The sequence below is a fragment of the Pseudomonas sp. R45(2017) genome, assembly GCF_002112305.1.
In the GTDB taxonomy this organism is placed as follows: domain Bacteria; phylum Pseudomonadota; class Gammaproteobacteria; order Pseudomonadales; family Pseudomonadaceae; genus Aquipseudomonas; species Aquipseudomonas paraglycinae.
Genome location: NZ_NEHH01000004.1, coordinates 434998 through 458758, shown reverse-complemented (window position 1 = coordinate 458758; position 23761 = coordinate 434998). Strand labels below are relative to the sequence as shown.

General features: G+C 61.1%; 16 protein-coding genes, 2 tRNA genes and 1 pseudogene. 4 read left to right on the top strand and 15 right to left on the bottom strand.

Annotated features, from left to right (window positions below; all coding sequences use genetic code 11):
* Positions 1–51: 51 nt before the first annotated feature.
* The 9 genes from CAF74_RS12120 to rnr form a co-directional block, all read right to left on the bottom strand.
* Positions 52–3327, bottom strand: coding sequence for a DUF2126 domain-containing protein (locus CAF74_RS12120; RefSeq protein WP_085746513.1), 3276 nt, complete (start codon positions 3325–3327; stop codon positions 52–54).
* 311 nt (positions 3328–3638) lie between these two features.
* The gene (locus tag CAF74_RS12115) at positions 3639–5942 is read right to left on the bottom strand and encodes a YgiQ family radical SAM protein (RefSeq protein ID WP_011332195.1); all 2304 of its coding nucleotides are present in this window, start codon (positions 5940–5942) and stop codon (positions 3639–3641) included.
* A gap of 112 nt (positions 5943–6054) precedes the next feature.
* Positions 6055–7452 (bottom strand): replicative DNA helicase, encoded by a 1398-nt coding sequence (gene dnaB / locus CAF74_RS12110; RefSeq protein ID WP_011332193.1) that lies wholly within the window; start codon positions 7450–7452, stop codon positions 6055–6057.
* A gap of 120 nt (positions 7453–7572) precedes the next feature.
* Positions 7573–8019 (bottom strand): 50S ribosomal protein L9, encoded by a 447-nt coding sequence (gene rplI, locus CAF74_RS12105; protein ID WP_003186385.1) that lies wholly within the window; start codon positions 8017–8019, stop codon positions 7573–7575.
* A gap of 19 nt (positions 8020–8038) precedes the next feature.
* Positions 8039–8929 carry a hypothetical protein gene (locus CAF74_RS12100; protein ID WP_039766674.1) on the bottom strand — a complete coding sequence of 297 codons (891 nt, stop codon included), beginning with the start codon at positions 8927–8929 and terminating at the stop codon, positions 8039–8041.
* Between the two features lie 36 nt (positions 8930–8965).
* A complete protein-coding gene (gene rpsR, locus CAF74_RS12095) occupies positions 8966–9196 on the bottom strand; it encodes a 30S ribosomal protein S18 (RefSeq protein ID WP_002551829.1) in 231 nt (76 codons plus the stop codon).
* 28 nt (positions 9197–9224) lie between these two features.
* A complete protein-coding gene (gene rpsF, locus CAF74_RS12090) occupies positions 9225–9653 on the bottom strand; it encodes a 30S ribosomal protein S6 (protein ID WP_007950702.1) in 429 nt (142 codons plus the stop codon).
* 307 nt (positions 9654–9960) lie between these two features.
* Positions 9961–10728 carry a 23S rRNA (guanosine(2251)-2'-O)-methyltransferase RlmB gene (gene rlmB, locus CAF74_RS12085; protein WP_007950704.1) on the bottom strand — a complete coding sequence of 256 codons (768 nt, stop codon included), beginning with the start codon at positions 10726–10728 and terminating at the stop codon, positions 9961–9963.
* Positions 10725–13355, bottom strand: a complete 2631-nt coding sequence (rnr, locus tag CAF74_RS12080) for a ribonuclease R (RefSeq protein WP_085746512.1) — start codon at positions 13353–13355, stop codon at positions 10725–10727. The genes rlmB and rnr overlap by 4 nt, the downstream gene beginning before the upstream one ends.
* Positions 13356–13580: 225 nt before the next feature.
* On the opposite strand from rnr, the gene CAF74_RS12075 reads away from it, so the two are divergent.
* The 4 genes from CAF74_RS12075 to CAF74_RS12060 all read left to right on the top strand — a co-directional run bounded on the left by CAF74_RS12075 (position 13581) and on the right by CAF74_RS12060 (position 16704).
* Positions 13581–13667 (top strand) — tRNA-Leu (locus CAF74_RS12075).
* Between the two features lie 182 nt (positions 13668–13849).
* A tRNA-Leu gene (locus CAF74_RS12070) sits at positions 13850–13936 on the top strand.
* A gap of 192 nt (positions 13937–14128) precedes the next feature.
* The gene (locus tag CAF74_RS12065) at positions 14129–15139 is read left to right on the top strand and encodes an extracellular solute-binding protein (RefSeq protein WP_085746511.1); all 1011 of its coding nucleotides are present in this window, start codon (positions 14129–14131) and stop codon (positions 15137–15139) included.
* Positions 15139–16704 (top strand): iron ABC transporter permease, encoded by a 1566-nt coding sequence (locus CAF74_RS12060; protein ID WP_085746510.1) that lies wholly within the window; start codon positions 15139–15141, stop codon positions 16702–16704. Before CAF74_RS12065 ends, CAF74_RS12060 begins: the two co-directional genes overlap by 1 nt.
* A gap of 41 nt (positions 16705–16745) precedes the next feature.
* Here the strand turns inward: CAF74_RS12060 and CAF74_RS29650 are convergent, their stop codons facing one another.
* The 6 genes and pseudogenes from CAF74_RS29650 to hflK all read right to left on the bottom strand — a co-directional run bounded on the left by CAF74_RS29650 (position 16746) and on the right by hflK (position 23704).
* Positions 16746–17450, bottom strand: coding sequence for a methyl-accepting chemotaxis protein (locus tag CAF74_RS29650; RefSeq protein ID WP_371857335.1), 705 nt, complete (start codon positions 17448–17450; stop codon positions 16746–16748).
* Between the two features lie 201 nt (positions 17451–17651).
* A pseudogene (locus CAF74_RS29645) lies at positions 17652–17705 on the bottom strand (hypothetical protein); the annotation flags it as partial.
* A 1115-nt stretch (positions 17706–18820) separates the two neighbouring features.
* Positions 18821–20110: an adenylosuccinate synthase gene (locus CAF74_RS12050; RefSeq protein WP_085711159.1), complete on the bottom strand. Its 1290-nt coding sequence runs from the start codon at positions 20108–20110 to the stop codon at positions 18821–18823.
* 54 nt (positions 20111–20164) lie between these two features.
* Positions 20165–21352 (bottom strand): ATP phosphoribosyltransferase regulatory subunit, encoded by a 1188-nt coding sequence (locus CAF74_RS12045; protein ID WP_085746509.1) that lies wholly within the window; start codon positions 21350–21352, stop codon positions 20165–20167.
* Between the two features lie 313 nt (positions 21353–21665).
* Positions 21666–22535: a protease modulator HflC gene (gene hflC / locus CAF74_RS12040; RefSeq protein WP_007950723.1), complete on the bottom strand. Its 870-nt coding sequence runs from the start codon at positions 22533–22535 to the stop codon at positions 21666–21668.
* Complete coding sequence (gene hflK / locus CAF74_RS12035) at positions 22535–23704, bottom strand: FtsH protease activity modulator HflK (RefSeq protein ID WP_039766653.1); 1170 nt, start codon at positions 23702–23704, stop codon at positions 22535–22537. The genes hflC and hflK overlap by 1 nt, the downstream gene beginning before the upstream one ends.
* Positions 23705–23761: the final 57 nt, after the last annotated feature.

The window sequence follows — 23761 nt, the reverse complement described above, 5'->3', positions numbered from 1 at the left end:
CCCGGATATACGAAAAATCCGGGCGTCACGCTCCTAAATAAAACAGCCGATTTAGAAGCGTCGTAAATCGAGTGTCATCGGTAGTTCGTCGGAGGTTGTCAGGTTCGGTATAGGAAGTTTCCCCGGCGTATGTCCGATGCGGAAGAAACGCGCCATGCGCCGGCTCTCCGCTTCGTTGGCGTTGACCGGCAGCGTTTCGTAATTGCGCCCGCCCGGATGCGCGACGTGGTACTGGCAGCCGCCCAGCGAGCGCTGCATCCAGGTATCGAGCAGGTCGAACACCAGCGGCGCATGCACCGGGATCGTCGGTTGCAGGCAGTTGGCCGGTTGCCACGCGCGGAAACGCACACCGGCGACAAACTCGCCCACCCGGCCGGTCGATTGCAGCGGCACCGGTATTCCATTGCAGGTCAGCAGATAACGCTGCGGCGGCAGCCCCGTGAGTTTGACCTGCAAGCGCTCCAGCGATGAGTCGACGTAGCGCACCGTACCGCCCGCCGCGCCCTCCTCGCCCAGCACGTGCCAGGGTTCAAGGGCCTGACGCAATTCCAGCTCGATACCGTTGACGGCGTAATCGCCGACCTTGGGAAAACGGAACTCAAGGTGCGCCGCGAACCATTCCGCACGCAGGGGGTAACCGGCATTGTTGAGCTCGACGATGACGTCGGCGAAGTCCTGCTCGATGAAGTGCGGCAGCATGAAGCGGTCGTGCAGCTCCGTACCCCAGCGCGCCAGTTTCGGCGGCGCATAGGGCTCGCGCCAGAACCGCGCCACCAGCGCTCGCAACAACAGCTGCTGCGCCAGGCTCATGCGCGCATGGGGTGGCATCTCGAAACCACGCAACTCCAGCAACCCGAGGCGCCCGGTGGAGCCATCCGGTGAATACAGCTTGTCGATGCAGAACTCGGCGCGATGGGTGTTGCCGGTAACGTCGATCAGCAGATTGCGCAGCAAACGGTCGACCAACCACGGCGGGCAGTCTTCTCCCGGCGCCGGCATTTGCGCGAAAGCGATTTCCAGTTCATACAGCGCATCGTTGCGCGCTTCGTCGATCCGCGGCGCCTGAGAGGTCGGGCCGATGAACAGGCCGGAAAACAGGTAGGACAGCGATGGATGGTTGTGCCAGTAGCTGATCAGGCTACGCAGCAGGTCCGGGCGGCGCAGAAACGGTGAGTCACCCGGTGTCGCGCCGCCGAGGACGAAATGGTTGCCGCCGCCGGTTCCGGTATGTCGCCCGTCAACCATGAATTTCTCGGTGGACAGTCGGGTCTGGCGCGCTTCTTCGTACAGAAACTCGGTGCGTTCGACCAACTCGTCCCAGGTCGCCGACGGCTGCACGTTAACCTCGATCACGCCGGGATCCGGGGTGATGCGAAAATTGCTCAGGCGCGGATCGCTCGGCGGCTCGTAGCCTTCCAGCAATACCGGACAATGCAGCTCCTCGGCGGTGGCTTCAATGGCGGCCACCAGCTCCAGATAATCCTCGACCCGTTCCAGCGGCGGCATGAACAGATACAACCGGCCTTCCCGGGCCTCCGCGCAGAACGCGGTGCGGGTCAGCCAGTCGGCGGACTCGTCGATCTTCGGCACACGCTCGTCCGCCGGAGCGGGCTCACGGTGATCGTTGAGCTGCGATGTTTCGGGCAGCCCGGGGAAGTCCTGATTCGGATCGTTCGGATGAATGAACGGATACTCTGCCGCCTTCACCCAAGGTTGCGAACCCAATGGCAGGCGATAGCCGAGCGGCGAATCTCCCGGCACCAACCGGCAATGCTCATCGCGCAGATACCAGCGCCCACTCTGCCATTGATCGCCCTTGGCGGTGCGCGCCAGCGGCAGCACCTGGCCGATGATCTTGTCCAACCCCTGACTGAACACCTTGCGCAGTCGCGCACGTTCCAGCGGCTCCTCCAGGCGCGAGTCTTCGGCGCTGACGTTGCTCGGCAAGGCGCCCTCGCGCCAGAGGTAATAGAAATTGTCTTCGTAGGCCGGGAAGACGAAGCGTGTCGGCAGTTTCAGGCGTTCGGCGACGCTCGCCAGAAAGCGCCCGGCCAGTGCGCCATCAGCGCCGTAATCCTGCTGCTCATCGGCAATCAACGCGTTGTTGTGCCAGATCGGCACACCGTCGCGGCGCCAGTAGCAATTCAGCGACCAGCGCGGCAGTTGCTCGCCGGGATACCACTTGCCCTGGCCGAAATGCACCAGCCCTTTGGGCGCGTAATGCTTGCGCAGGCGCTGGAACAGTTCGGCGGAGAGCCGGCGTTTGTCCGGCCCAAGCGCAGCGGTGTTCCATTCGGCGCCGTCGGGGTCGTCGATGGATACGAAGGTCGGTTCGCCGCCCATGGTCAGGCGCACATCGCCTTCCAGCAGATCGGCATCGATCTGCCGGCCCAGCGTCTGGATCGCCAGCCATTGCTCATCGGTGTAGGGCTTGGTGACCCGCGGCGCTTCCCAGATCCGCTCCACGGACATTTCGTGGCTAAACTCGCATTCGCAAGGTTCCACCAGACCGCTGATCGGCGCCGCCGACGATGGATCGGGACTGCAGGCCAGCGGGATATGCCCTTCACCGGCGAACAGTCCGGAAGTCGCATCAAGGCCGATCCAGCCTGCGCCGGGCAGATACACTTCGCACCACGCGTGCAGGTCGGTGAAGTCCACTTCGGTGCCGGACGGCCCGTCGAGGCTTTTCACGTCGGCGGTCAGTTGAATCAGGTAACCGGAGACGAAACGCGCCGCCAGCCCGAGGTTGCGCAGCAGTTGCACCAGCAGCCACGCCGAATCCCGGCAGGAGCCGGAGGCGTGTTCGAGGGTGTGTTCCGGGGTCTGTACGCCCGGCTCCATGCGGATCAGGTAATTGATGTCTTCGCTCAAACGCTGGTTGAGCGCCACCAGGAAATCCACGGCCGGCAGCGGCGTGCGGTCGATGGCGTCCAGATAGGCCTTGAATTTCGGCGTCAGCGGCAGGGTTTCGAGGTACGGCGCCAGCTCCTTGCGTTCATCGGCGGCGTAGGCGAAGGGGATTTTCTCGGCGTAGGGCTCGAGGAAAAAGTCGAACGGGTTGAACACCGCCATCTCGGCCAGCAGATCGACCTCGATCCGCAGTTCGGCGGTTTTCTCGGGGAACACCAGCCGTGCGAGGTAGTTGCCCTGAGGGTCCTGCTGCCAGTTGATGAAGTGCTGCTCGGGCGAGACTTTCAGTGAATAGGACAGAATCCGCGTGCGGCTGTGGGCAGCCGGGCGCAGCCGCACGATCTGCGGGCCGAGTTCGACAGCGCGGTCGTAGCGGTAATGGGTGACGTGATGCAATGCGACATGAATCGACACGGCGTGCCTCCTGCGAGCCCAAGCGTATTCGAAAGCGCGCAAGACTTATGCCATGCAGAGGCTTGGGCGCTTTCCCGGAATGCTTAGGGCAGTACAGCACCAAAATCGGGCGATGCGTTGAAATGGTTTGGCACAGTTGCACGCAAATGTTGCGAAAGCGGCCGGATACTTGATCGTTCCCACGCTCCCGCGTAGGAATGCAGCCCGTGACGCTCTGCGTCCCTGGAGGCATTCCCACGCAGACGGTTCGACGTGGGAACGATCATTTAGCTCCTAAATGCAAAACGCCAACCCGAAGGTTGGCGTTCTCTTTAGCGCGGTACGACCGGCTTGCGTGCCGGTTTCGGCCCTTTGCCTTTCGCGGCTTCCTTGCGCTCCTTGGCGGCCTGCTGGTTGCGGGCGAATGCCGCGGCCTTGGCCTGTTCACGCTTGTCCCAAGGATTGCCGCCGTCGCTGGCGCGTGGAGGCAGACCGGTGTGCTGGGTGAGGATCTTGGTGGTCTTCTCTTTCGCGACCTTGTGGCTGCCGGCCGGCGTCGAGTTCTTGCGACGGGCACTCTGGTAGCTGTCGGTGGCCGGCTGATGCAGCGGGATCAACTGGTGCTTGCCCGGCCCGATCAGGTCGGCGCGGCCCATGCGGGTCAGCGCTTCACGCAGCATCGGCCAGCCTTTCGGGTCGTGATAACGCAGGAACGCCTTGTGCAGACGACGCTGCTCCTCGCTCTTGACGATGGTCACGCCGTCGCTCTTGTAGGTGACCTTGCGCAGCGGGTTCTTGCCCGAGTGGTACATCGCGGTAGCGGTGGCCATCGGCGACGGGTAGAACGCCTGCACCTGGTCGGCACGGAATCCGTTGCCCTTGAGCCACAGGGCCAGGTTCATCATGTCTTCGTCGGTGGTGCCCGGGTGCGCGGCGATGAAGTACGGAATCAGGTACTGCTCTTTCCCCGCTTCCTTGGTGTACTTCTCGAACATGCGTTTGAAGCGATCGTAGGTGCCGATCCCCGGTTTCATCATCTGGTTGAGCGGACCTTCCTCGGTGTGTTCCGGGGCGATCTTCAGGTAACCGCCGACATGGTGGGTCACCAGCTCCTTGACGTACTCCGGCGATTCGACCGCGAGGTCGTAACGCAGGCCGGAGGCGATCAAAATCTTCTTCACACCCGGCAAGGCACGGGCGCTGCGGTACAGCTGAATCAGCGACGAGTGGTCGGTGTTCAGGTTCGGGCAGATGCCCGGGAACACGCAGGACGGCTTGCGGCACGCGGATTCGATTTCCGGGCTCTTGCAGGCGATGCGGTACATGTTTGCGGTCGGGCCGCCGAGGTCGGAAATGACGCCGGTGAAACCCGGCACCTTGTCGCGGATCTCTTCGATTTCGCGAATGATCGACTCTTCGGAGCGGTTCTGGATGATCCGGCCTTCGTGCTCGGTGATCGAGCAGAAAGTGCAGCCACCGAAGCAGCCACGCATGATGTTTACCGAGAAACGGATCATGTCGTAGGCCGGGATCTTTTCCTTGCCGTACGCAGGGTGCGGAACACGTGCGTAAGGCATGCCGAACACGTAGTCCATTTCTTCGGTGGTCATCGGAATCGGAGGCGGGTTGAACCAGACGTCGATCTCGCCATGCTTCTGCACCAGCGCACGGGCGTTGCCCGGGTTGGTTTCCAGATGCAGCACGCGGTTGGCGTGGGCGTACAGGACCGGGTCGTTACGCACCTTTTCCATCGACGGCAGGCGGATCACGGTCTTGTCGCGGGTCATTTTCGGGCTGGCCAGGATCTGCACGACCTTGGCTTCTTCCGGATCTTCAACCGGACCCTTCTCCTGCTCGATCGCGCAGGCCTGAGTGTCCTGGGTGTTGACGTACGGGTTGATGATCTTGTCGATCTTGCCCGGACGGTCGATGCGCGTGGAGTCGACTTCGTACCAGCCCGCCGGCGTGTCGCGACGGATGAACGCGGTGCCGCGCACATCGGTGATGTCTTCGATCTTGTGACCGTAGGACAGACGCTGGGCGACTTCGACAATCGCGCGCTCGGCGTTGCCGTACAGCAGGATGTCGGCGCTGGCGTCGATCAGAATCGAATTGCGCACGCGATCCTGCCAGTAGTCGTAGTGGGCGATGCGGCGCAGGGAGGCTTCGATGCCGCCGAGCACGATCGGCACGTGCTTGTAGGCTTCCTTGCAGCGCTGGCTATAAACCAGGCTCGCGCGATCCGGACGTTTGCCCGCCATGCCACCCGGGGTGTAGGCGTCGTCGGAACGGATTTTCTTGTCCGCGGTGTAGCGGTTGATCATCGAGTCCATGTTGCCGGCCGCGACGCCGAAGAACAGGTTCGGCTCGCCGAGCTTCATGAAGTCGTCTTTGGACTGCCAGTTAGGCTGCGCGATGATCCCGACGCGGAAGCCTTGCGACTCCAGCAGCCGGCCGATGATCGCCATGCCGAACGACGGGTGATCGACGTAGGCATCTCCCGTAACAATGATGATGTCGCAGGAATCCCAGCCAAGCTGATCCATCTCCTCCCTGCTCATCGGCAGGAATGGCGCCGGCCCGAAACATTCGGCCCAGTATTTTGGATAGTCAAATAACGGCTTGGCTGCTTGCATGTCGATGACCGGTGTTGAGGTGCAAAATCGCGGGCGCGGAATATAGCACAAAAAATGACCAATTCCGACGGCTGTGGTCGGAAATATCAGGGGCTTTCAGACGACGACAGACTTACTCGTCGTCGTCGAAGTTATAGCTGCCCGGCGCGAGGTTTTCGAAGCGGGTGTACTTGCCAATGAAGGCCAGGCGGATGAAGCCGATCGGGCCGTTCCGCTGCTTGCCGATGATGATTTCGGCGATGCCCTTGTGTTCGGTTTCCGGGTGATACACCTCGTCCCGGTACACGAACATGATCACGTCGGCGTCCTGCTCGATCGCTCCGGATTCCCGCAAGTCGGAGTTCACCGGACGCTTGTTGGGACGTTGTTCCAGGGAACGGTTGAGCTGCGACAGGGCGACTACCGGGCAGTTGAATTCCTTGGCCAGGGCTTTCAGGGATCGGGAGATCTCGGAAATCTCGTTGGTCCGGTTGTCACCGCTGGAGCCGGGGATCTGCATCAGCTGCAGGTAGTCGATCATGATCAGGCCGATGTCGCCGTGCTCGCGCACCAGACGCCGGGTCCGGGCACGCATCTCCGACGGGCTGATGCCGGCGGTGTCATCGATGAACAGCTTGCGGTCGTTGAGCAGGTTGACCGCCGAGGTCAGGCGCGGCCAGTCGTCGTCTTCCAGCTGGCCGGAACGCACCTTGGTCTGGTCGATACGACCGAGGGACGACAGCATACGCATGATCAGCGATTCACCTGGCATCTCGAGGGAGTACACCAGCACCACCTTGTCGCTGCGCAGTACGGCGTTTTCCACCAGGTTCATCGCGAAGGTGGTCTTACCCATCGACGGACGGCCGGCGACGATGATCAAGTCGGCCGGTTGCAGGCCGCTGGTCTTCTCGTCGAGGTCGGTGTAGCCGGTGGACAGGCCGGTGATCGAGTCGGCGGTGTTGAACAGGGTGTCGATGCGGTCGATGGCCTTGGTCAACAGGTCATTCACGCCCACCGGACCGCCGGTTTTTGGCCGGGCCTCGGCAATCGCGAAAATCTGCCGCTCGGCTTCGTCGAGGATTTCCTCGGCGGTGCGGCCTTCGGGGTTGAAGGCGCTGTCGGCAATTTCGGTGCTGATACCGATCAGCTGACGCAACGTCGCACGCTGGCGGACGATCTGCGCATAGGCCTTGATGTTGGCGACGGACGGCGTGTTTTTCGCCAGCTCGCCAAGGTAACCGAGGCCGCCGACCTGCGAGGTCTGACCTTCCTTGTCCAGTTGCTCGGCAAGGGTCACGACGTCGATCGGCAGGTTCTGATCGGCCAGTTTGGCGATCGCACGGAAAATCAGACGGTGGTCATGTCGGTAGAAATCGCCGTCGGAGACTTGATCGAGCACACGTTCCCATGCGTTGTTGTCCAGCATCAGACCACCGAGCACGGCCTGTTCGGCCTCGATGGAATGCGGCGGCACCTTCAGCGCGGCGGTTTGCAGATCGTATTGCTCGGGAGCGGAGATTTCGTTCATGGCCACTTTTTAATCAGGAAAAGCAGGGAGTGCAGAAAGACAAAGGGCACGACCTGTAAACAGGATCGTGCCCGATGTTAACCGTCTGACGGACAAGCCGCCAGTCGATCAGGGTGTTGCTTAAGCTGCTACCACGACAACGCGTACGGTGGCTTCAACTTCGGCGTGCAGGTGCACAGCCACGTCGAATTCACCCACGTTGCGGATGGTGCCGTTCGGCAGACGAACTTCGCTTTTCGCAACTTCAACGCCGGAGGCGGTCAGTGCGTCAGCGATGTCGTGAGTACCGATCGAACCGAACAGCTTGCCTTCGTCGCCAGCGGTGGCAGTGATGGTCACTTCCAGCTCGGCCAGTTGGGCAGCACGGCTTTCAGCCGATGCTTTACGGTCTGCGGCGGCTTTTTCCAGCTCAGCGCGACGCTCTTCGAACGCAGCCAGGTTGGCAGCGGTCGCAGCGGTGGCTTTGCCGAAAGGCAGCAGGTAGTTACGGCCGTAACCGGCCTTAACGTTTACTTTGTCGCCCAGGTTGCCCAGGTTGGCGATTTTTTCCAGAAGGATCAGTTGCATGTGGAAATCCTCTTAACTTTTAACCTTCACCGTTCGCGTTATCGGTGTCTTTCGACACCCGACCGCGAAAATCAATCAGGCTGTCGACAATGGCCAGAACCACGAGCAACGGATAGATCAGCTGCATGAACAGCAACAGCGTCACGTACAACCCCACCAGCCAGAAACCGGCCAGTCGCCTTTGCGCCACCAGCCCGTGAATCAGGGCCAGCCCGGCGAACACCAGCGGTACACTGCACAACGGCGTCAACATGGCCATCTGTGCACCGAGATTCGGGCCCAGAAGCATCAACGCCAGCAGTAACATCGCCGGTCCCAGCGGGATCCGGATGGCGCGAAACTCGCGACCAAAACCACCCGGGTTGTACAACAACGCCTGCCAGTAACGCCCGACAATCAGGCTCAGCACGCTGACGATCTGCAACAAGGCCGCAATCAGGCCGGTCAGGACCGGTGCGATCAGCGACGCGAAACGCGCCTGCTCGTCTACCGACAATTGTTGGTAGGCATCACCGAGAAGCGCGGGCATGACCTTTACCAAGGCCTGCGCCAGCATCTCGATCTGGGGCGCAAACGCCGCCCCGAGCACCACTGAAAACACCAGCCCCATGGCTACGCTGACCAGCAGCGTGCGGACCCAGGACTCGCTTGCGCGCAACACCAGCGCAAGCCCCGAAGACCCCAGCAGCACCAGAAGTGCCCGTGGGTCATCGGCATACAACCACCATATCAATGCCGGCAGCAGTCCCAGCGACACGACGCCCAGGGCGTCGGTCAATCCGCGCCGCAGAAGCACCAGGCTCCCGGCGGCAGCACCCAACCAATACAACAACGGCAATGTTGCACACCCGGCCACTACGAGAGTGGCCTGCATGCGGCCGCGCATGATGAACTCAGCTAAGGCACGCATGCATTCAATCCTTTGCTACTTGTCGACTGCCCGGTCTCAGCGGCCGTGGCTGTCGGTGTAGGCCAGCAGGGCCAGGAAGCGGGCGCGCTTGATAGCGGTGGCCAGCTGACGCTGATAACGAGCTTTGGTACCGGTGATGCGGCTTGGAACGATTTTGCCGGTCTCGGATACGTAGGCTTTCAGAGTGTTGAGATCTTTGTAATCGATCTCCTTCACGTCTTCAGCGGTGAAGCGGCAGAATTTACGACGACGGAAGAAACGTGCCATTTGATAGGCTCCTTAAAAGGTCCGTGGATTACTCGTCAGCGTTATCGCTGTTGTCGCTGTCGCTATCGCTGTCATCGCCATCGGCGCTGCCATCGTGCTCAGGACGTTCGCGACGCTCACGGCGCTCACTGCGGTTTTCTTCAGCCTTGAGCATCTCGGACTGGCCGGTAACGGCTTCGTCGCGACGGATGACCAGGTTACGGATCACAGCATCGTTGTAGCGGAAGTTGTCTTCCAGCTCGGCCAGGGCCTTGCCGGTGCACTCAACGTTCAGCATCACGTAGTGAGCCTTGTGAACATTGTTGATTGCGTAGGCCAGTTGACGACGGCCCCAGTCTTCCAGACGGTGGATTTTGCCGCCGTCTTCTTCGATCAGCTTGGTGTAACGCTCAACCATGCCGCCGACTTGCTCGCTCTGGTCAGGGTGGACCAGAAAGATGATTTCGTAATGACGCATGAATGCTCCTTACGGGTTGTAGCCTGCCGCTCAAAAACGGTCAGACAAGGAGTGAATGACACTTATGGACTTGCTGGCGCGGGGCACATGCATGCCTGCCGCCACAGCAAGGGGCGCAATTGTAGAGAAGGGACTGAAGAGGTGCAAGGCAATTGGTGATTATTTGAACAGTCACCAATCCGGGTCACCCCACAAAGCACTGTGGGAGCGAGCCAGCTCGCGATGGCGGCTTAACATCCAACAATGATGCTGAATGTAACTCCGCTTCGCGAGCAGGCTCGCTCCCACATTTTGAAAGGCGTGATGCTTAAGCTTTTTTGGCAGCTGCCTTGGCCTTCGCACCGCGTTGGCGCTGGGCTTCGAACAGGCACACGCCGGTCGCAACCGAGACGTTGAGACTGCTGACGCTACCAGCCATCGGCAGGTGTACCAGGTAATCGCAATGCTCGCGGGTCAGGCGACGCATGCCTTTGCCTTCTGCGCCCATGATCAGGATGGTCGGGCCGGTCAGGTCCTGGTCATAGATGCTGACCTCGGCCTCACCCGCCGTGCCGACAATCCACAACCCACGCTGCTGAAGCTTTTCCAGGGTGCGCGCAAGGTTGGTGACGGCCACCAGCGGAATCACTTCCGCCGCGCCGCAAGCCACTTTACGCACCACAGGGGTCAGGGTGGCCGACTTGTCTTTTGGCACGATGACCGCCAGCGCACCGGCAGCATCCGCCGAACGCAGGCAGGCGCCAAGGTTGTGCGGGTCGGTCACGCCGTCGAGCACCAGCAACAGCGGTGCGCCTTCGGTGCGATCGAGCAGCTCGTCGAGCATCGCTTCGCCCCAGACCTGGCTCGGACTGACGTCCGCCACCACGCCCTGGTGCACGCCTTCGACCCAGGCATCCATTTCACGGCGCTCGGCCTGACCGATCTGAACCCGGTTTTCGTTGGCCAGCTCGATCAGCGTCTGCACGCGCGGATCGTTGCGGCTTTCAGCCAGCCAGATCTGCTTGACGCGTTTAGGGTGGTGACGCAGCAACGCTTCTACCGCGTGAACGCCGTAGATTTTTTCCAACTGACTCATGACTTCGCCTTCGGTTTACGCGCCCCGCCACTTTTGGCTGGAGCGGAACCCGCTTTCGGCGGGCCTTTACGGTGTTTGCTCGGTTTGGCTGGCTTGCCGCCGGAGGCCTTTTCAGGCGCCGACCGTCCGGTCTTTCCCCCGGACGCCGCTTTACCACCGTTTTTGGCGTCGGCCAGCAAGGCCTTCTTCATTTCACGGCTTTTGCGCAGCTCGGCGTTTTTCGCCACGGCGTCGCTCGGGCGATAAGCCTCGGCAACCTTTTCCTTGGCCGGACGACGGCCGGTGGATTTTGCCGGAGCTTTTTCTTCCACAACCTTGGCTGCAGGAGCAGTCGTTTCGGCGCCACGCTTCTTGCGGCCGATCGGCGCGCTGATGGTTTTTTCAGCCATTTCGAAGTCGATCTTGCGCTCGTCGAGATCGACGCGCATCACGCGCACTTCAACGGTATCGCCAAGACGGAAGCTGCGACCGGTGCGCTCGCCCGCCAGGCGGTGATGCACAGGGTCGAAGTGGTAGTAGTCGCCCGGCAGCGCCGTAACGTGCACCAGACCTTCGACGTAGATATCGGTCAGCTCGACGAACAGGCCGAAACCGGTCACGGCGGTGATCACGCCCGGGAACGATTCGCCCACGCGGTCTTTCATGAACTCGCACTTGAGCCAGTTCACTACGTCGCGGGTCGCTTCATCGGCACGGCGCTCGCTCATCGAGCACTGCTCGCCGAGTTGCTCCAGCGCTGCTTCGTCGTACGGATAGATGCGCGCCTTCGGAATGGTCATCGCCCCGGCACGACGAACGTGCGGAGTATCCTGTTTCGAATGGATCACGCTGCGGATCGCCCGGTGCGTGAGCAGGTCCGGGTAACGACGGATCGGCGAGGTGAAGTGGGTATAGGCTTCGTAATTCAGGCCGAAGTGGCCTTCGTTCTGGGCGCTGTACACCGCCTGGCTCAGGGAACGCAGCATCACGGTCTGGATCAGGTGGAAATCCGGACGGTCCTTGATGCTGGCCAACAGGGCCTGATAATCCTTCGGCGATGGACCATCCTTGCCTTTGTGCAGGGACAGACCGAGCTCACCGAGGAACGCGCGCAGTTTTTCCAGACGCTCCGGTGGCGGGCCATCGTGGACGCGGTACAACGCAGGGATTTCGTGCTTTTTCAGGAACTCGGCAGTGGCCACGTTGGCCGCCAGCATGCATTCCTCGATCAGCTTGTGTGCATCGTTACGGGTGGTCGGACGGATTTCGGCAATCTTGCGCTCGGAACCGAAGATGATCCGGGTTTCCTGCGTTTCGAAATCGATCGCGCCACGCACGTGACGGGCAGCCAGCAATACCTTGTACAGCGCGTAGAGCTGTTTGAGGTGCGGCAAGACGTCGGTGTATTCACCGCGCAACTTGCGACCTTCGGTGGCTTTCGGCGTTTCCAGCATCGCACTGACCTTGTTGTAGGTCAGACGAGCGTGGGAATGGATCACCGCTTCATAGAAGCAGTAGTCGGTCATTTCGCCGGACTTGGAGATGGTCATCTCGCAAACCATGGCCAGACGATCGACATGTGGATTCAGCGAGCACAGGCCGTTGGAGAGCTGCTCCGGCAGCATCGGCACCACGCGCTCGGGGAAGTACACCGAGTTGCCGCGCACCTGGGCTTCATTGTCCAGAGCCGAACCGATCTTCACGTAGCTGGAAACGTCGGCAATCGCCACGTACAACTTCCAGCCGCCGGAAAACAGGCGCAGCTTGCCGGGCTTGGCTTCGCAGTAAACCGCGTCGTCGAAGTCGCGGGCATCTTCGCCGTCGATGGTGACGAACGGCAGATGGCGCAGGTCGACGCGCTTCTCTTTGTCTTTCTCTTCGACTTCCGGCTTGAGCTTGCCGGCTTCCTTCAGCACGGCTTCAGGCCAGACGTGCGGAATGTCGTAGGTGCGCAGGGCGACATCGATTTCCATGCCCGGCGCCATGTAGTTGCCGACGACTTCGATCACGTCACCTTGCGGCTGGAAGCGCGGGGTCGGCCAGTGGGTGATTTTCACCTCGACGAACTGACCGATCTGGGCGTTGGCGTTACGGCCCGGCGTCACCAGCACTTCCTGCTGGATCTTCGGGTTGTCCGCGACGACGAAGCCGATACCGCCTTCTTCGAAGTAGCGGCCGACGATGCTTTCGTGGGCACGGGACACCACTTCGACGATCACGCCTTCGCGACGACCGCGACGGTCCAGGCCGGAGACACGGGCCAGGGCACGGTCGCCGTCGAACACCAGACGCATTTGCGCCGGGCTCATGAACAGGTCGTCGGAGCCGTCATCCGGCACCAGGAAGCCGAAGCCGTCGCGGTGACCGCTGATGCGACCGAGGATCAGGTCGAGCTTGTCCACCGGCGCATACGTGCCACGGCGGGTGTAGATCAGTTGAGCGTCGCGCTCCATGGCGCGCAGGCGGCGGCGCAGGGCTTCGATCTGGTCTTCTGTGGTCAGACCAAACTCTTCGACCAGTTGCTCGCGGGCAGCAGGCGAACCCCGATCAGCAAGGTGCTGAAGGATCAGTTCGCGGCTGGGAATAGGGTTTTCATATTTTTCCGCTTCACGAGCGGCCTCGGGATCGAGGGACTGCCAATCGGCCATTAGAGAGTTTTCACCTTGTCTATATGCGGGTTAGTTTGGCATAGGCGCCATCAAACGGGAAATTTCCGACTATATAAGACGCGTCTGGAGCCTTGTATCGACGCTTGGAGGGCGTTTTGAACACCGCTGGTAAAAAAAATCATTTTTTTTGCTGGCAGGGGTTTACAGTTAAAAAGGCGCTCCGTATAGTGCGCGCCATCGACGACGTACACACGTTGACGAGATGCCCAGGTGGTGAAATTGGTAGACACGCCAGCTTCAGGTGCTGGTGACCTTACGGTCGTGGAAGTTCGAGTCTTCTCCTGGGCACCAATTTCGAGTTTGAGACTAGATCAGTTTCAAGACTCACACAAAAACCCGCGAAAGCGGGTTTTTTGCATTCTGCGCCCCGCCTTTTTTCTGAAAATGATTTATTAAAATCAAATCAGGGGTTTACAGATCAAAAGGCGCTCCGTATAGTGCGCCACATCAACAGCGGCAACGCTGAAGATGAAGCCCAGATGGTGAAATTGGTAGACACGCCAGCTTCAGGTGCTGGTGACCTTACGGTCGTGGAAGTTCGAGTCTTCTTCTGGGCACCAATTCAAATTCAAGGTCACGATCTTGAATCTCACAAAAACCCGCGAAAGCGGGTTTTTGCGTTTTCGGGGGCTGGAAAAGTCTGAGCCCCAACGCCTACCAGACCAACTCCCTCCCCGCAAGGCGCACTTGAGAAACAATATCGTTTATCATTGTTGCAAGTTTTTGCAATGCGACAGTGAGGAACCCTGCGAATGATGTTTCGAAATACCCTGCGCCGCGGCTTGACCTTCACCCTGCTCGGCCTGGCACTCGCCACTCCCCTCACCCAGGCTGCCGACGCGGTTTCCCTGACTCTCTACAACGGTCAACACAAGGAAGTCGGCGACGCGATCGCCAAAGCCTTCGAAGCCAAGACCGGCATTCACGTCAATGTCCGCAAGGGCAGCAGCAATCAGCTGGCCAGCCAGATCATCGAAGAAGGCGACCGCTCCCCCGCCGACGTCATCTACACCGAAGAATCCCCGCCGCTGAACAACCTCGGCGAGCAAGGCCTGCTGGCCAAGGCCGACGACGCGACCCTCGCCGTTCTGCCGAAAGAATACGTCGCCGGTAACGGCACCTGGATCGGCGTCACCGCCAGGGTTCGTGTAGTGGCCTTCAACCCGAAACTGGTCGATGAAAAGGACCTGCCGAAATCGGTACTGGATTTCGCCGACCCGCAGTGGCAAGGCAAGGTCGGTTTCGTACCGACCAGCGGCGCGTTCCAGGAACAGGCTGTCGCCATCATCAAGAAACACGGCCGCGAAGCCGCCGAAGAATGGCTGACCGGTCTGCGCGCCTTCGGCAAGACCTACAGCAACAACATGGTCGCCCTCAAGGCTGTGGAAAACGGCGAAGTCGCCACCGTGCTGGTGAACAACTATTACTGGTTCGCCCTGCAACGGGAAAAAGGCCAGCTTGATTCGAAACTGCATTACTTCACCGGCGGTGACGTTGGCGGCCTGATCACCGTGTCCAGCGCAGCCGTGCTGAAATCCAGCAAACATCCAAAAGAAGCCCAGCAATTCCTCGCCTACATGGCCAGCGAAGAAGGCCAGCGCGTGATCACCCAGACCACCGCCGAATACCCGCTGCATAAAGGCATGGAATCGGATCGCGGCCTCAAACCTTTCAGTGAACTGGAAGCGCCGGACGTCACGCCGGCCGATCTCGGTAATGCCGAAGAAGCTTTGGAGCTGGAACGCGAAGTTGGCCTGAACTGATGACCGCATCGTTATCCGCCCCCGCTACACGCGGGGGTTACGTGCCACGGCGCAAGCGGCCGTCGATCTGGCTGGTGCTGCCGGTGTTGTTGCTGGTGGTCATGAGCCTGTTGCCGCTGGCCTACGTCGGGCTCAAAGCCTGGCAAGCAGGCTGGTCCGAGGCGCTGCACTTGCTGTGGCGCCCGTATGTGTTCAGCCTGCTGCGCAACACGCTGGCGCTGATGGTTGGCGTAACCGTGACCTGTGGCGTGATCGGCCTGTCGCTGGCGTGGTTGCTGGAGCGCAGCAATCTGCCAGGCCGACGGCTGTGGGGCGTGATTCTTTGCCTGCCGTTCGCGGTGCCGGCATTTGTCAGCAGCTTCACCTGGGTTTCGCTCAGCGCGCAGTTCGAAGGACTCGGCGGGGCGATTCTTGTGATGAGCCTGTCGAAGTACCCGCTGATCTTTCTGCCAGTGGCCGCCACACTGCGCAATCTTGATCCCTCCCTTGAAGAGTCGGCTCGCACACTGGGACAGAATCGCTGGGGCGTGTTTTTCCGCGTCACCCTGCCCCTGCTCTGGCCTTCGCTGCTGGCCGGCTCATTGCTGATCGCATTGCACATGCTGGTGGAATTCGGCGCACTGTCGATCATCGGCCTGCAAACCTTCACCACCGCGATCTATCAGCAATTCGAACTGGAATTCAGCAATGCCAACGCGGCAATGCTGTCGGCAGTGTTGCTGGCGCTGTGCCTGATGCTGTTGTGGCTGGAGTTGCGCGTGCGCGGCAAGGGCCGTCATGTGCGCACTGGCCAGGGCGCGGCGCGTCGGGCTGAACAAGTGCGACTCGGGCCTTGGGCGATTGCCGGTCAGCTGTATTGCCTGATGCTGGCGATTGTCGGCAGCGGGATTCCGCTGGGCATGCTGGCCTACTGGCTCGCCGTGGGGTCGTCAGCAGCCTTCCCGGTGGCAGCAATCACCGAAGCATTGCTGTCGTCACTGGCGCTGTCGCTGGGTGGCGCGGGATTGTGCCTGGTGCTGGCGGTGCCGGTCGGATTGCTGGTGGTGCGCTACAAAGGCCAACTGGCGATCTGGGCCGAGCGCCTGCCCTATCTACTGCACGCCCTGCCGGGATTGGTGATCGCATTGACGCTGGTGTATTTCGCCCTGCATTACGTGCCGGCGCTGTATCAGACCTCCGCGCTGTTGCTGATCGCTTATGCACTGCTGTTTCTGCCACTGGCTCAGGCGCCGATCCGCACGGCGCTGAACAAGGCCGCACCGCAACTCGAAGAAGCAGCCCGCACGTTGGGCGCTTCTTCATTCACGGCGTTCTGTCGAGTGACCCTGCCGATCATCTTCCCGGCACTGGGTGCGGCGTTCGCTCTGGTGTTTCTGGATGCCATGAAAGAACTGACGGCGACACTGCTGTTGAGTCCGACGGGGCTCAACACATTAGCGACCGAAGTCTGGGCGCACACCGCGAATGTCGAGTTCGCAGCCGCAGCGCCCTATGCGGCGTTGTTGATTGTGGTGTCCGGATTGCCGGTGTATCTGCTGACGACCCGGATGTATTTGAGCCGATAAAAAAATCGCAGCCGAGGCTGCGATTTTTTTTGCCCGCGAGATCAGGCCCGGAACTGCCCAAGACTCGCCTTGAGCTGCGCCGCCAGACCATCCAGCACCTTGCCGCTGGCCGTGGTCTCGACCACCGCCTGAGCGGCTTTCTCGGCCTGGGCATGAATCGTCTCGACCCGCCCACGCACGGCCTGCGCGCCTTGCGCATGATGCGCCGCTGCCTGAGTCGCCAGGCCAATCGCCGCATGCACCTGCTCGACCGACGCCTGCACCGATTGCTGCAACCGTGCGCTGTCACGCAGCACCAGCAAACCTTCGCTGGCCTGACGCCCGGCCTGACCGATCGCCTCGACCGCCTCACGGGCACCCTGCTGCAGCGCCACGATATGCGCCTGAATGTCGCCCGTGGAGCTTTGGGTCTTGCTCGCCAACGCGCGGACTTCATCCGCCACCACTGCAAACCCGCGACCGGTCTCGCCGGCCCGGGCCGCTTCGATGGCCGCGTTGAGCGCCAGCAGGTTGGTCTGCTCGGCGATGCCGTGAATCACGGTCAGCACCACTTCGATCTGCTCGCTCTGCTGCGCCAGCCGCTCGATGACTTTCGCCCCGGTATCGACCTGCCCCGCCAGCGCCTCGATCAGGCTGCCGACCTTGGCCGAAGTGCGAGTGTTCTCGTCGGTGGCCTGGCGAATATCCACCACCTGCTTCAACGCAGCCTGCATCGCATGGCTTTCCGATTGAGCTTCATCGGCCATTTGCGACAGGGCCCGCAGACTTTCGGCCACTTCATCACGCTGCATCCCGGCCGCCGCATCGGCACCGGCATTGCGCAAGGTCATCGCACCGATTTCCACACCGGTACGCTGAGCCACATCCCCGGCCTCGCGCACGATCGGCTGCAACTTGTCCACAAAGCGGTTGACCGCCGACGCCATGTCGCCGATTTCGTCCTTGCTGTTGATCTGCACGCGTTTGGTCAGATCGCCCTCACCTGCTGCCAGATCATCCATGGCGGCGTTGAGCATCTTCAGGCGATTGACCACTCGATGACCGAGCACCACCGCCAGCAGCAACAGCACCCCGGCACCGACCAGCGCCAGGCCCATGCCGATACGCCAGCGCAGAGTTGCTGCTGCGTCCTGCACTGTACTGGTGGTGTTGGCCTTCATTTCGGCAGCCGTGGATTGCGCCGATTGCAGGCGCGCGCGCATGGCGGTGGCGCTGTCGGCAGCAGCGCCTTTGAGGCTGTCACCGACCAGTTGATCGCTGCTGGCAATCAACGCCGTGAAGCGCTGATCGAGCGCCGCCAGATCGGTTTCGACCGAAGCAGTCGAGACACCCATCAGCACCTTGCCGATTTCCACGCCATTGGGGTTGATCGAGGCTTCGAGGTAGTAGACCGACGGATCGTTCTTCGCCGCATCCAGCACTTTATCCAGCGCCCGCTCACCCTGGCCTTTTTCCAAAAGGGCCTTGTTGATCGGGTTTTCGCGGTTGAGGTAGCGGGTCAGATGCTGGCCGGTGGCGTCGTCATACACCACGAACAGCACGTTGGGATTGCGCTGGGCCCGGCGGGCGAACTCGGACAAGGTCGGCACGTCGCTGTCCCACATGGCGCGAGGCGCCACCGAGGCCAGCAACTGGGCCATGTCATTGGCCGAATCCTTCAGGTCTTTTTCCAGAGTCGCACGCAGTTGCGCCTGCTCTTCCTTCAGACGCGAGGAAAGACCGGCGGTAAGACGCTGACGGGTACTCGAGGAGAGATTGTCGAGGCTCGACGTGACTTCGCGCCCGGCCTGCTCCAGTTCACCGGACAACTTCTGGCTGTCGGCGCCCAGACGAGAGCCGAGATCGGCTTCCAGCGCGGTGACGGTGCTCCGCGTCAGGGCGACGGCCACCAGCACTTGCACCAAAAGGGCGATACCAAGGGTAACGAACACAGGCCGCAACAGACGGCTTTGTAACAGTGAGAGAACGGCTGACACTTTGAATCCCTCTACTTCTGACGCCATTAATTTGATGGCACTCTTGTAGACAGAATCACAGCAAAGGTCATGCCGTCCAACAGGCATAAACGACAAAGGCCCCGATGAAGGGGCCTTTGTGTTTTTACATCAACGACTTATCAAGCGAACGGATGACGCAGAACGATGGTTTCGTTGCGATCCGGACCCGTCGAAATAATGTCGATCGGCGCGCCGATCAACTCTTCAACGCGTTTGATGTAGGCACGAGCGTTGGCCGGCAGCTCTTCCAGGGTTTTGGCACCCACGGTCGATTCGGTCCAGCCCGGCACTTCTTCGTACACAGGCTGCAGGCCTACGTAGCTGTCAGCGTCAGTTGGAGCAACGGCGTTGCCTTGTGCATCTTTGTAGCCGGTGCAGATGTTGATGGTTTCCAGGCCGTCGAGTACGTCCAGCTTGGTCAGGCAGATGCCGGAGATGCTGTTCACATCGATAGCGCGACGCAGGATAACGGCGTCGAACCAGCCGCAACGACGGGCACGGCCGGTGGTAGCGCCGAACTCGTGACCTTGCTTGGCCAGGTGCGCGCCGACTTCGTCGAACAGCTCGGTCGGGAATGGGCCCGAACCTACGCGAGTGGTGTAAGCCTTGGTGATGCCCAGGATGTAGTCCAGGAACATCGGGCCAACGCCCGAACCGGTCGCCACGCCACCCGCGGTGGTGTTGGAGCTGGTCACGTACGGATAGGTACCGTGGTCGATGTCGAGCAACGAACCCTGGGCGCCTTCGAACATGATGTCTTTGCCGGCGCGACGCAGGTCGTGCAGCTCGGCAGTCACGTCCAGCATCAGCGGCTTGAGCAGCTCGGCGTATTCCTTGCACTCGGCCAGCGTCTTTTCGAACTCGATGGCAGGCTCTTTGTAGTAACCGACCAGCATGAAGTTGTGGTAGTCCACCAGTTCACGCAGCTTGTCTTCAAAGCGCGGCATGTTGAGCAGATCGCCAACACGCAGGCCGCGACGTGCAACCTTGTCTTCGTAAGCCGGGCCGATGCCGCGACCGGTCGTACCGATCTTCAGCTCGCCGCGGGCCTTTTCACGGGCCTGGTCCAGTGCCACGTGGAAGGACAGGATCAACGGGCAGGAAGGGCTGATGCGCAGGCGCTCGCGCACCGGTACGCCTTTCTCTTCCAGCTTGGTGATCTCGCGCAGCAGGGCGTCGGGTGCAACCACCACGCCGTTGCCGATCAGGCACTGCACGCCTTCGCGCAGCACGCCCGACGGGATCAGGTGCAAGACGGTTTTTTCACCATCGATCACCAGAGTGTGACCGGCGTTGTGGCCACCCTGGTAGCGCACTACGGCGGCAGCATGTTCGGTCAGCAGATCAACGATCTTGCCTTTGCCCTCATCACCCCATTGGGTGCCCAGGACTACGACATTCTTACCCATAACACTTGTCCTCATTCGCGCAAACTTGGTGCCGGCTTCAGCCGGCAGGAAAACTCAAGAAGCCAGTGGCGATACTTGCCAAAGCCCGTTCTGCTGGATCAATTGCCGGTCGCAGTCCGCATCACGGGCGGCGGCCAAAGGTTGTCCAGGCAATGCCTGAACGACACGCTGACCCTCACTGCGCAACTGGCAAACCTGCTGCCAGAGTGCCGCATCCGTACTGTCAGGCATCCAGATACCGCCAGACGGTAGCTCGATCTCAGCACGCCCCAGGGTCACCAGGGTTTTCAAATCGGTGGAGAAGCCGGTGGCCGGACGGGCGCGACCGAAGTCGGCGCCGATGTCGTCGTAACGACCGCCCTGAGCGATGGACTGGCCAACGCCCGGCACGAACACCGCGAACACCACACCGGTGTGGTAGTGGTAACCGCGCAACTCGCCCAGATCGAAGTACAGCGGCAGCTCAGGGAAGCGCGCCGACAGACGCTCGGCGATCGCCAGCAAGTCTTCCAGTGCCGCCAGTACCGGCGCCGGCGCATTGGCCAGACGCTCGCGGGCAGCGCTCAGTACTTCACGGCCGCCGCACAGGTCGACCAGCGCGCGTAACATGCCGGACAGATCGGCCGGCAGGCCTTCGGTCAGGGTAATGACCTCGTCGATGGCCTTGCGTTGCAACGCGTCGAACAACTGCTGCTCGACCTCACCCGACAGACCGGCCGCCTGGGCCAGACCGCGGTAGATGCCGACATGCCCGAGGTCCATGTGCACGTCCGGCACATCGGCCAGTTGCAGCATCGCCAGCATCAGGCTGATGACTTCGACGTCGCTGCTCGGGCTGGCATCGCCGTACAACTCGGCACCCAGCTGGATCGGGCTGCGCGAGGACGACAAGGCACGCGGCTGGGCATGCAGCACGCTGCCGGCGTAGCACAGACGGCTCGGGCCTTCGCGACGCAGGGTGTGCGCATCGATGCGCGCCACTTGCGGCGTGATGTCGGCACGGAACCCCATCTGCCGGCCCGATTGCGGGTCGATGACCTTGAAGGTACGCAGATCCAGGTCCTGGCCCGCGCCGGTCAGCAGGGATTCCAGGTACTCGATATGGGGAGTCACGACAAACTCGTAACCCCAGCTCTGGAACAGATCCAACACCTGACGACGCGCGACTTCAATGCGCGCCGCTTCCGGTGGCAGTACTTCTTCGATGCCATCTGGCAGCAGCCAGCGGTCTACCGTTGCCATTACGCCATTCCCCTTAGATCCGGGCGGCCAGCCCGAGGGCGAGCCTTGAGTGAAGCAGAAAATGACCGGCCCGTTCAAAACGCACGCGCATGAACGACGCGGCGAAAGGCCTGTTACCGGCTTCGCCCATCACTTTCCTCGAAAAACTGTCGGGCCATTCAACCCGATCTTCTGCAACAAAAACAGCAATCAAACGTGCAGACGCAAAAAAGCCGGGAATTTCCCGGCTGCCGCATCATACACACGTTTTCCCAAAGGATCACCCCGCCCGAGGTTTTAGCCGCCGGGCGGAATGATTCAGGTCAACGTCGTATCAAGGCTTGGACTTTTCCAGGTAACGGAAGAAGTCGCTGCTTGGGTCGAGGACCAGGACGTCGGATTTGTTCGCGAAGCTTTCACGGTAGGCACGCAGGCTACGGTAGAAACCGTAGAACTCCTGATCCTGGCCGTAGGCCTTGGAGTAGATCGCAGCGGCCTGGGCGTCACCGTCACCGCGAATCTCTTCGGATTCACGATAGGCTTCAGCCAGCAGCACGCGGCGTTGACGATCGGCGTCGGCACGGATGCCTTCGGCCAGCTCGTTACCCTTGGCGCGGTGCTCGCGAGCTTCACGCTCACGCTCGGTGCTCATACGTTCGAACACGCTGCGGTTCACTTCTTTCGGCAGATCGATGGCCTTGACCCGGACATCGACCACTTCGATACCCAGCTCTTTCTCCGCCATCTTGTTCAGCGACGCGGTGATATCGGCCATCAGCGCATCGCGCTCACCGGATACCACTTCGTGCAGGGTGCGTTTACCAAACTGGTCACGCAGGCCCGATTCCAGACGACGGGACAGACGCTCGTCGGCGATCTGCTTGAGGCCGGACGTTGCGGTGTAGAAGCGCTCGGCATCCTTCACGCGCCACTTGGCGTAGGCATCGACCATCACGGCTTTCTTTTCCAGCGTCAGGAAGCGTTGTGTCGGTGCATCCAGCGTCATCAGACGTGCGTCGAATTTACGCACCTGGTTAACGTAAGGAACCTTCACATGCAGACCCGGCTGAACGTCAGCCTGAACCACGCGACCGAATTGCAGCAACACCGCGCGCTCGGTCTGAGCAACGATGTAGAAGCAGTTCCAGCCAACCAGTACCACGACAACGCCAACGATCAGGGCGATCAGCGATTTATTGCTCATCAGCGGGTCTCCCTTGTGCGCGACTGCGGCACGTCAGTGACATGCGGCGTGACGTCCGTGTTGTTGCTGGCGGCAGCCGAACCGGTGACCGGTGCATTGCTGCCCGAACTGTTCTGAATCATCTTGTCCAGCGGCAGGTAAAGCAGGTTGCTCTGGCCGTTCTTGTTGCCGGTCACGAGAACCTTGCTGGTGCTGCTGAAGACTTCCTGCATGGTGTCCAGATATAGACGCTGACGAGTGACCTCGGGCGCCTTGCGATACTCGGCAACCAGCTTGGTGAAGCGATCCGCCTCACCCTTGGCCCGCGAGACCGTTTCGTCACGGTAACCGTTGGCATCTTCGAGGATGCGCTGGGCCTGACCACGGGCTTCCGGCACCACGCCGTTGGCGTAGGTTTCAGCCTGGTTGCGCGAACGCTGCTCGTCTTCACGGGCGCGGATCACGTCATCGAAAGCTTCCTGCACTTCACGCGGTGCCGCTGCGCTCTGTACGTTGACCTGGGTGACGGTGATACCGGTGCGATAGGTATCGAGGAAGCGTTGCAGACGCTCCTTGATCTCGCTGGCCATCAGCTCACGACCTTCGGTCAGCACCTGGTCCATCGCGGTGGAACCCACCACATGGCGCAGCGCACTGTCGGTCGCATGTTGCAGGCTGATTTCCGGCTGGTCGACGTTCAGCACGAAGTCCTGCAGGTTGCTGATCTTGTACTGCACGGTCAGCGGCACTTCGACGATGTTCTCGTCTTCGGTCAGCATCTGGCCCTGCTTGGTGTAGGCACGCTCACGCGTGACGTTCTCCATGTACTTCTTGTCGATCGGCGGGAAGTAGATGTTCAGGCCGGGACCGACAGTCTCGTAGTACTTGCCGAAGCGCAGCACCACGGCTTGCTCCTGCTCGTCCACGACATATACCGCGCTATACAGCCAGACGGCCGCCAGCACGACAAGGCCGATGCCGAGCAGGCCGCCGAAGCCGCCGCTCTTGCCCGAGCCACCACCGTCATCACCGCGTTTTTTTCCACCACCGAACAACCCGTTCAGGCTTTCCTGCAGCTTTCGGAAGGCCTCGTCGAGATCCGGCGGCCCCTTGCGGTCGCCGTTGTTGCGACGCTTGCCACCCCAAGGATCCTGATTGTTCGAGTTGCCACCCGGCTCATTCCAAGCCATAGCGCTCTCCATCTGATAAAGCAAAGACGCACCCACGGCGCGCCGACCAATGCTACA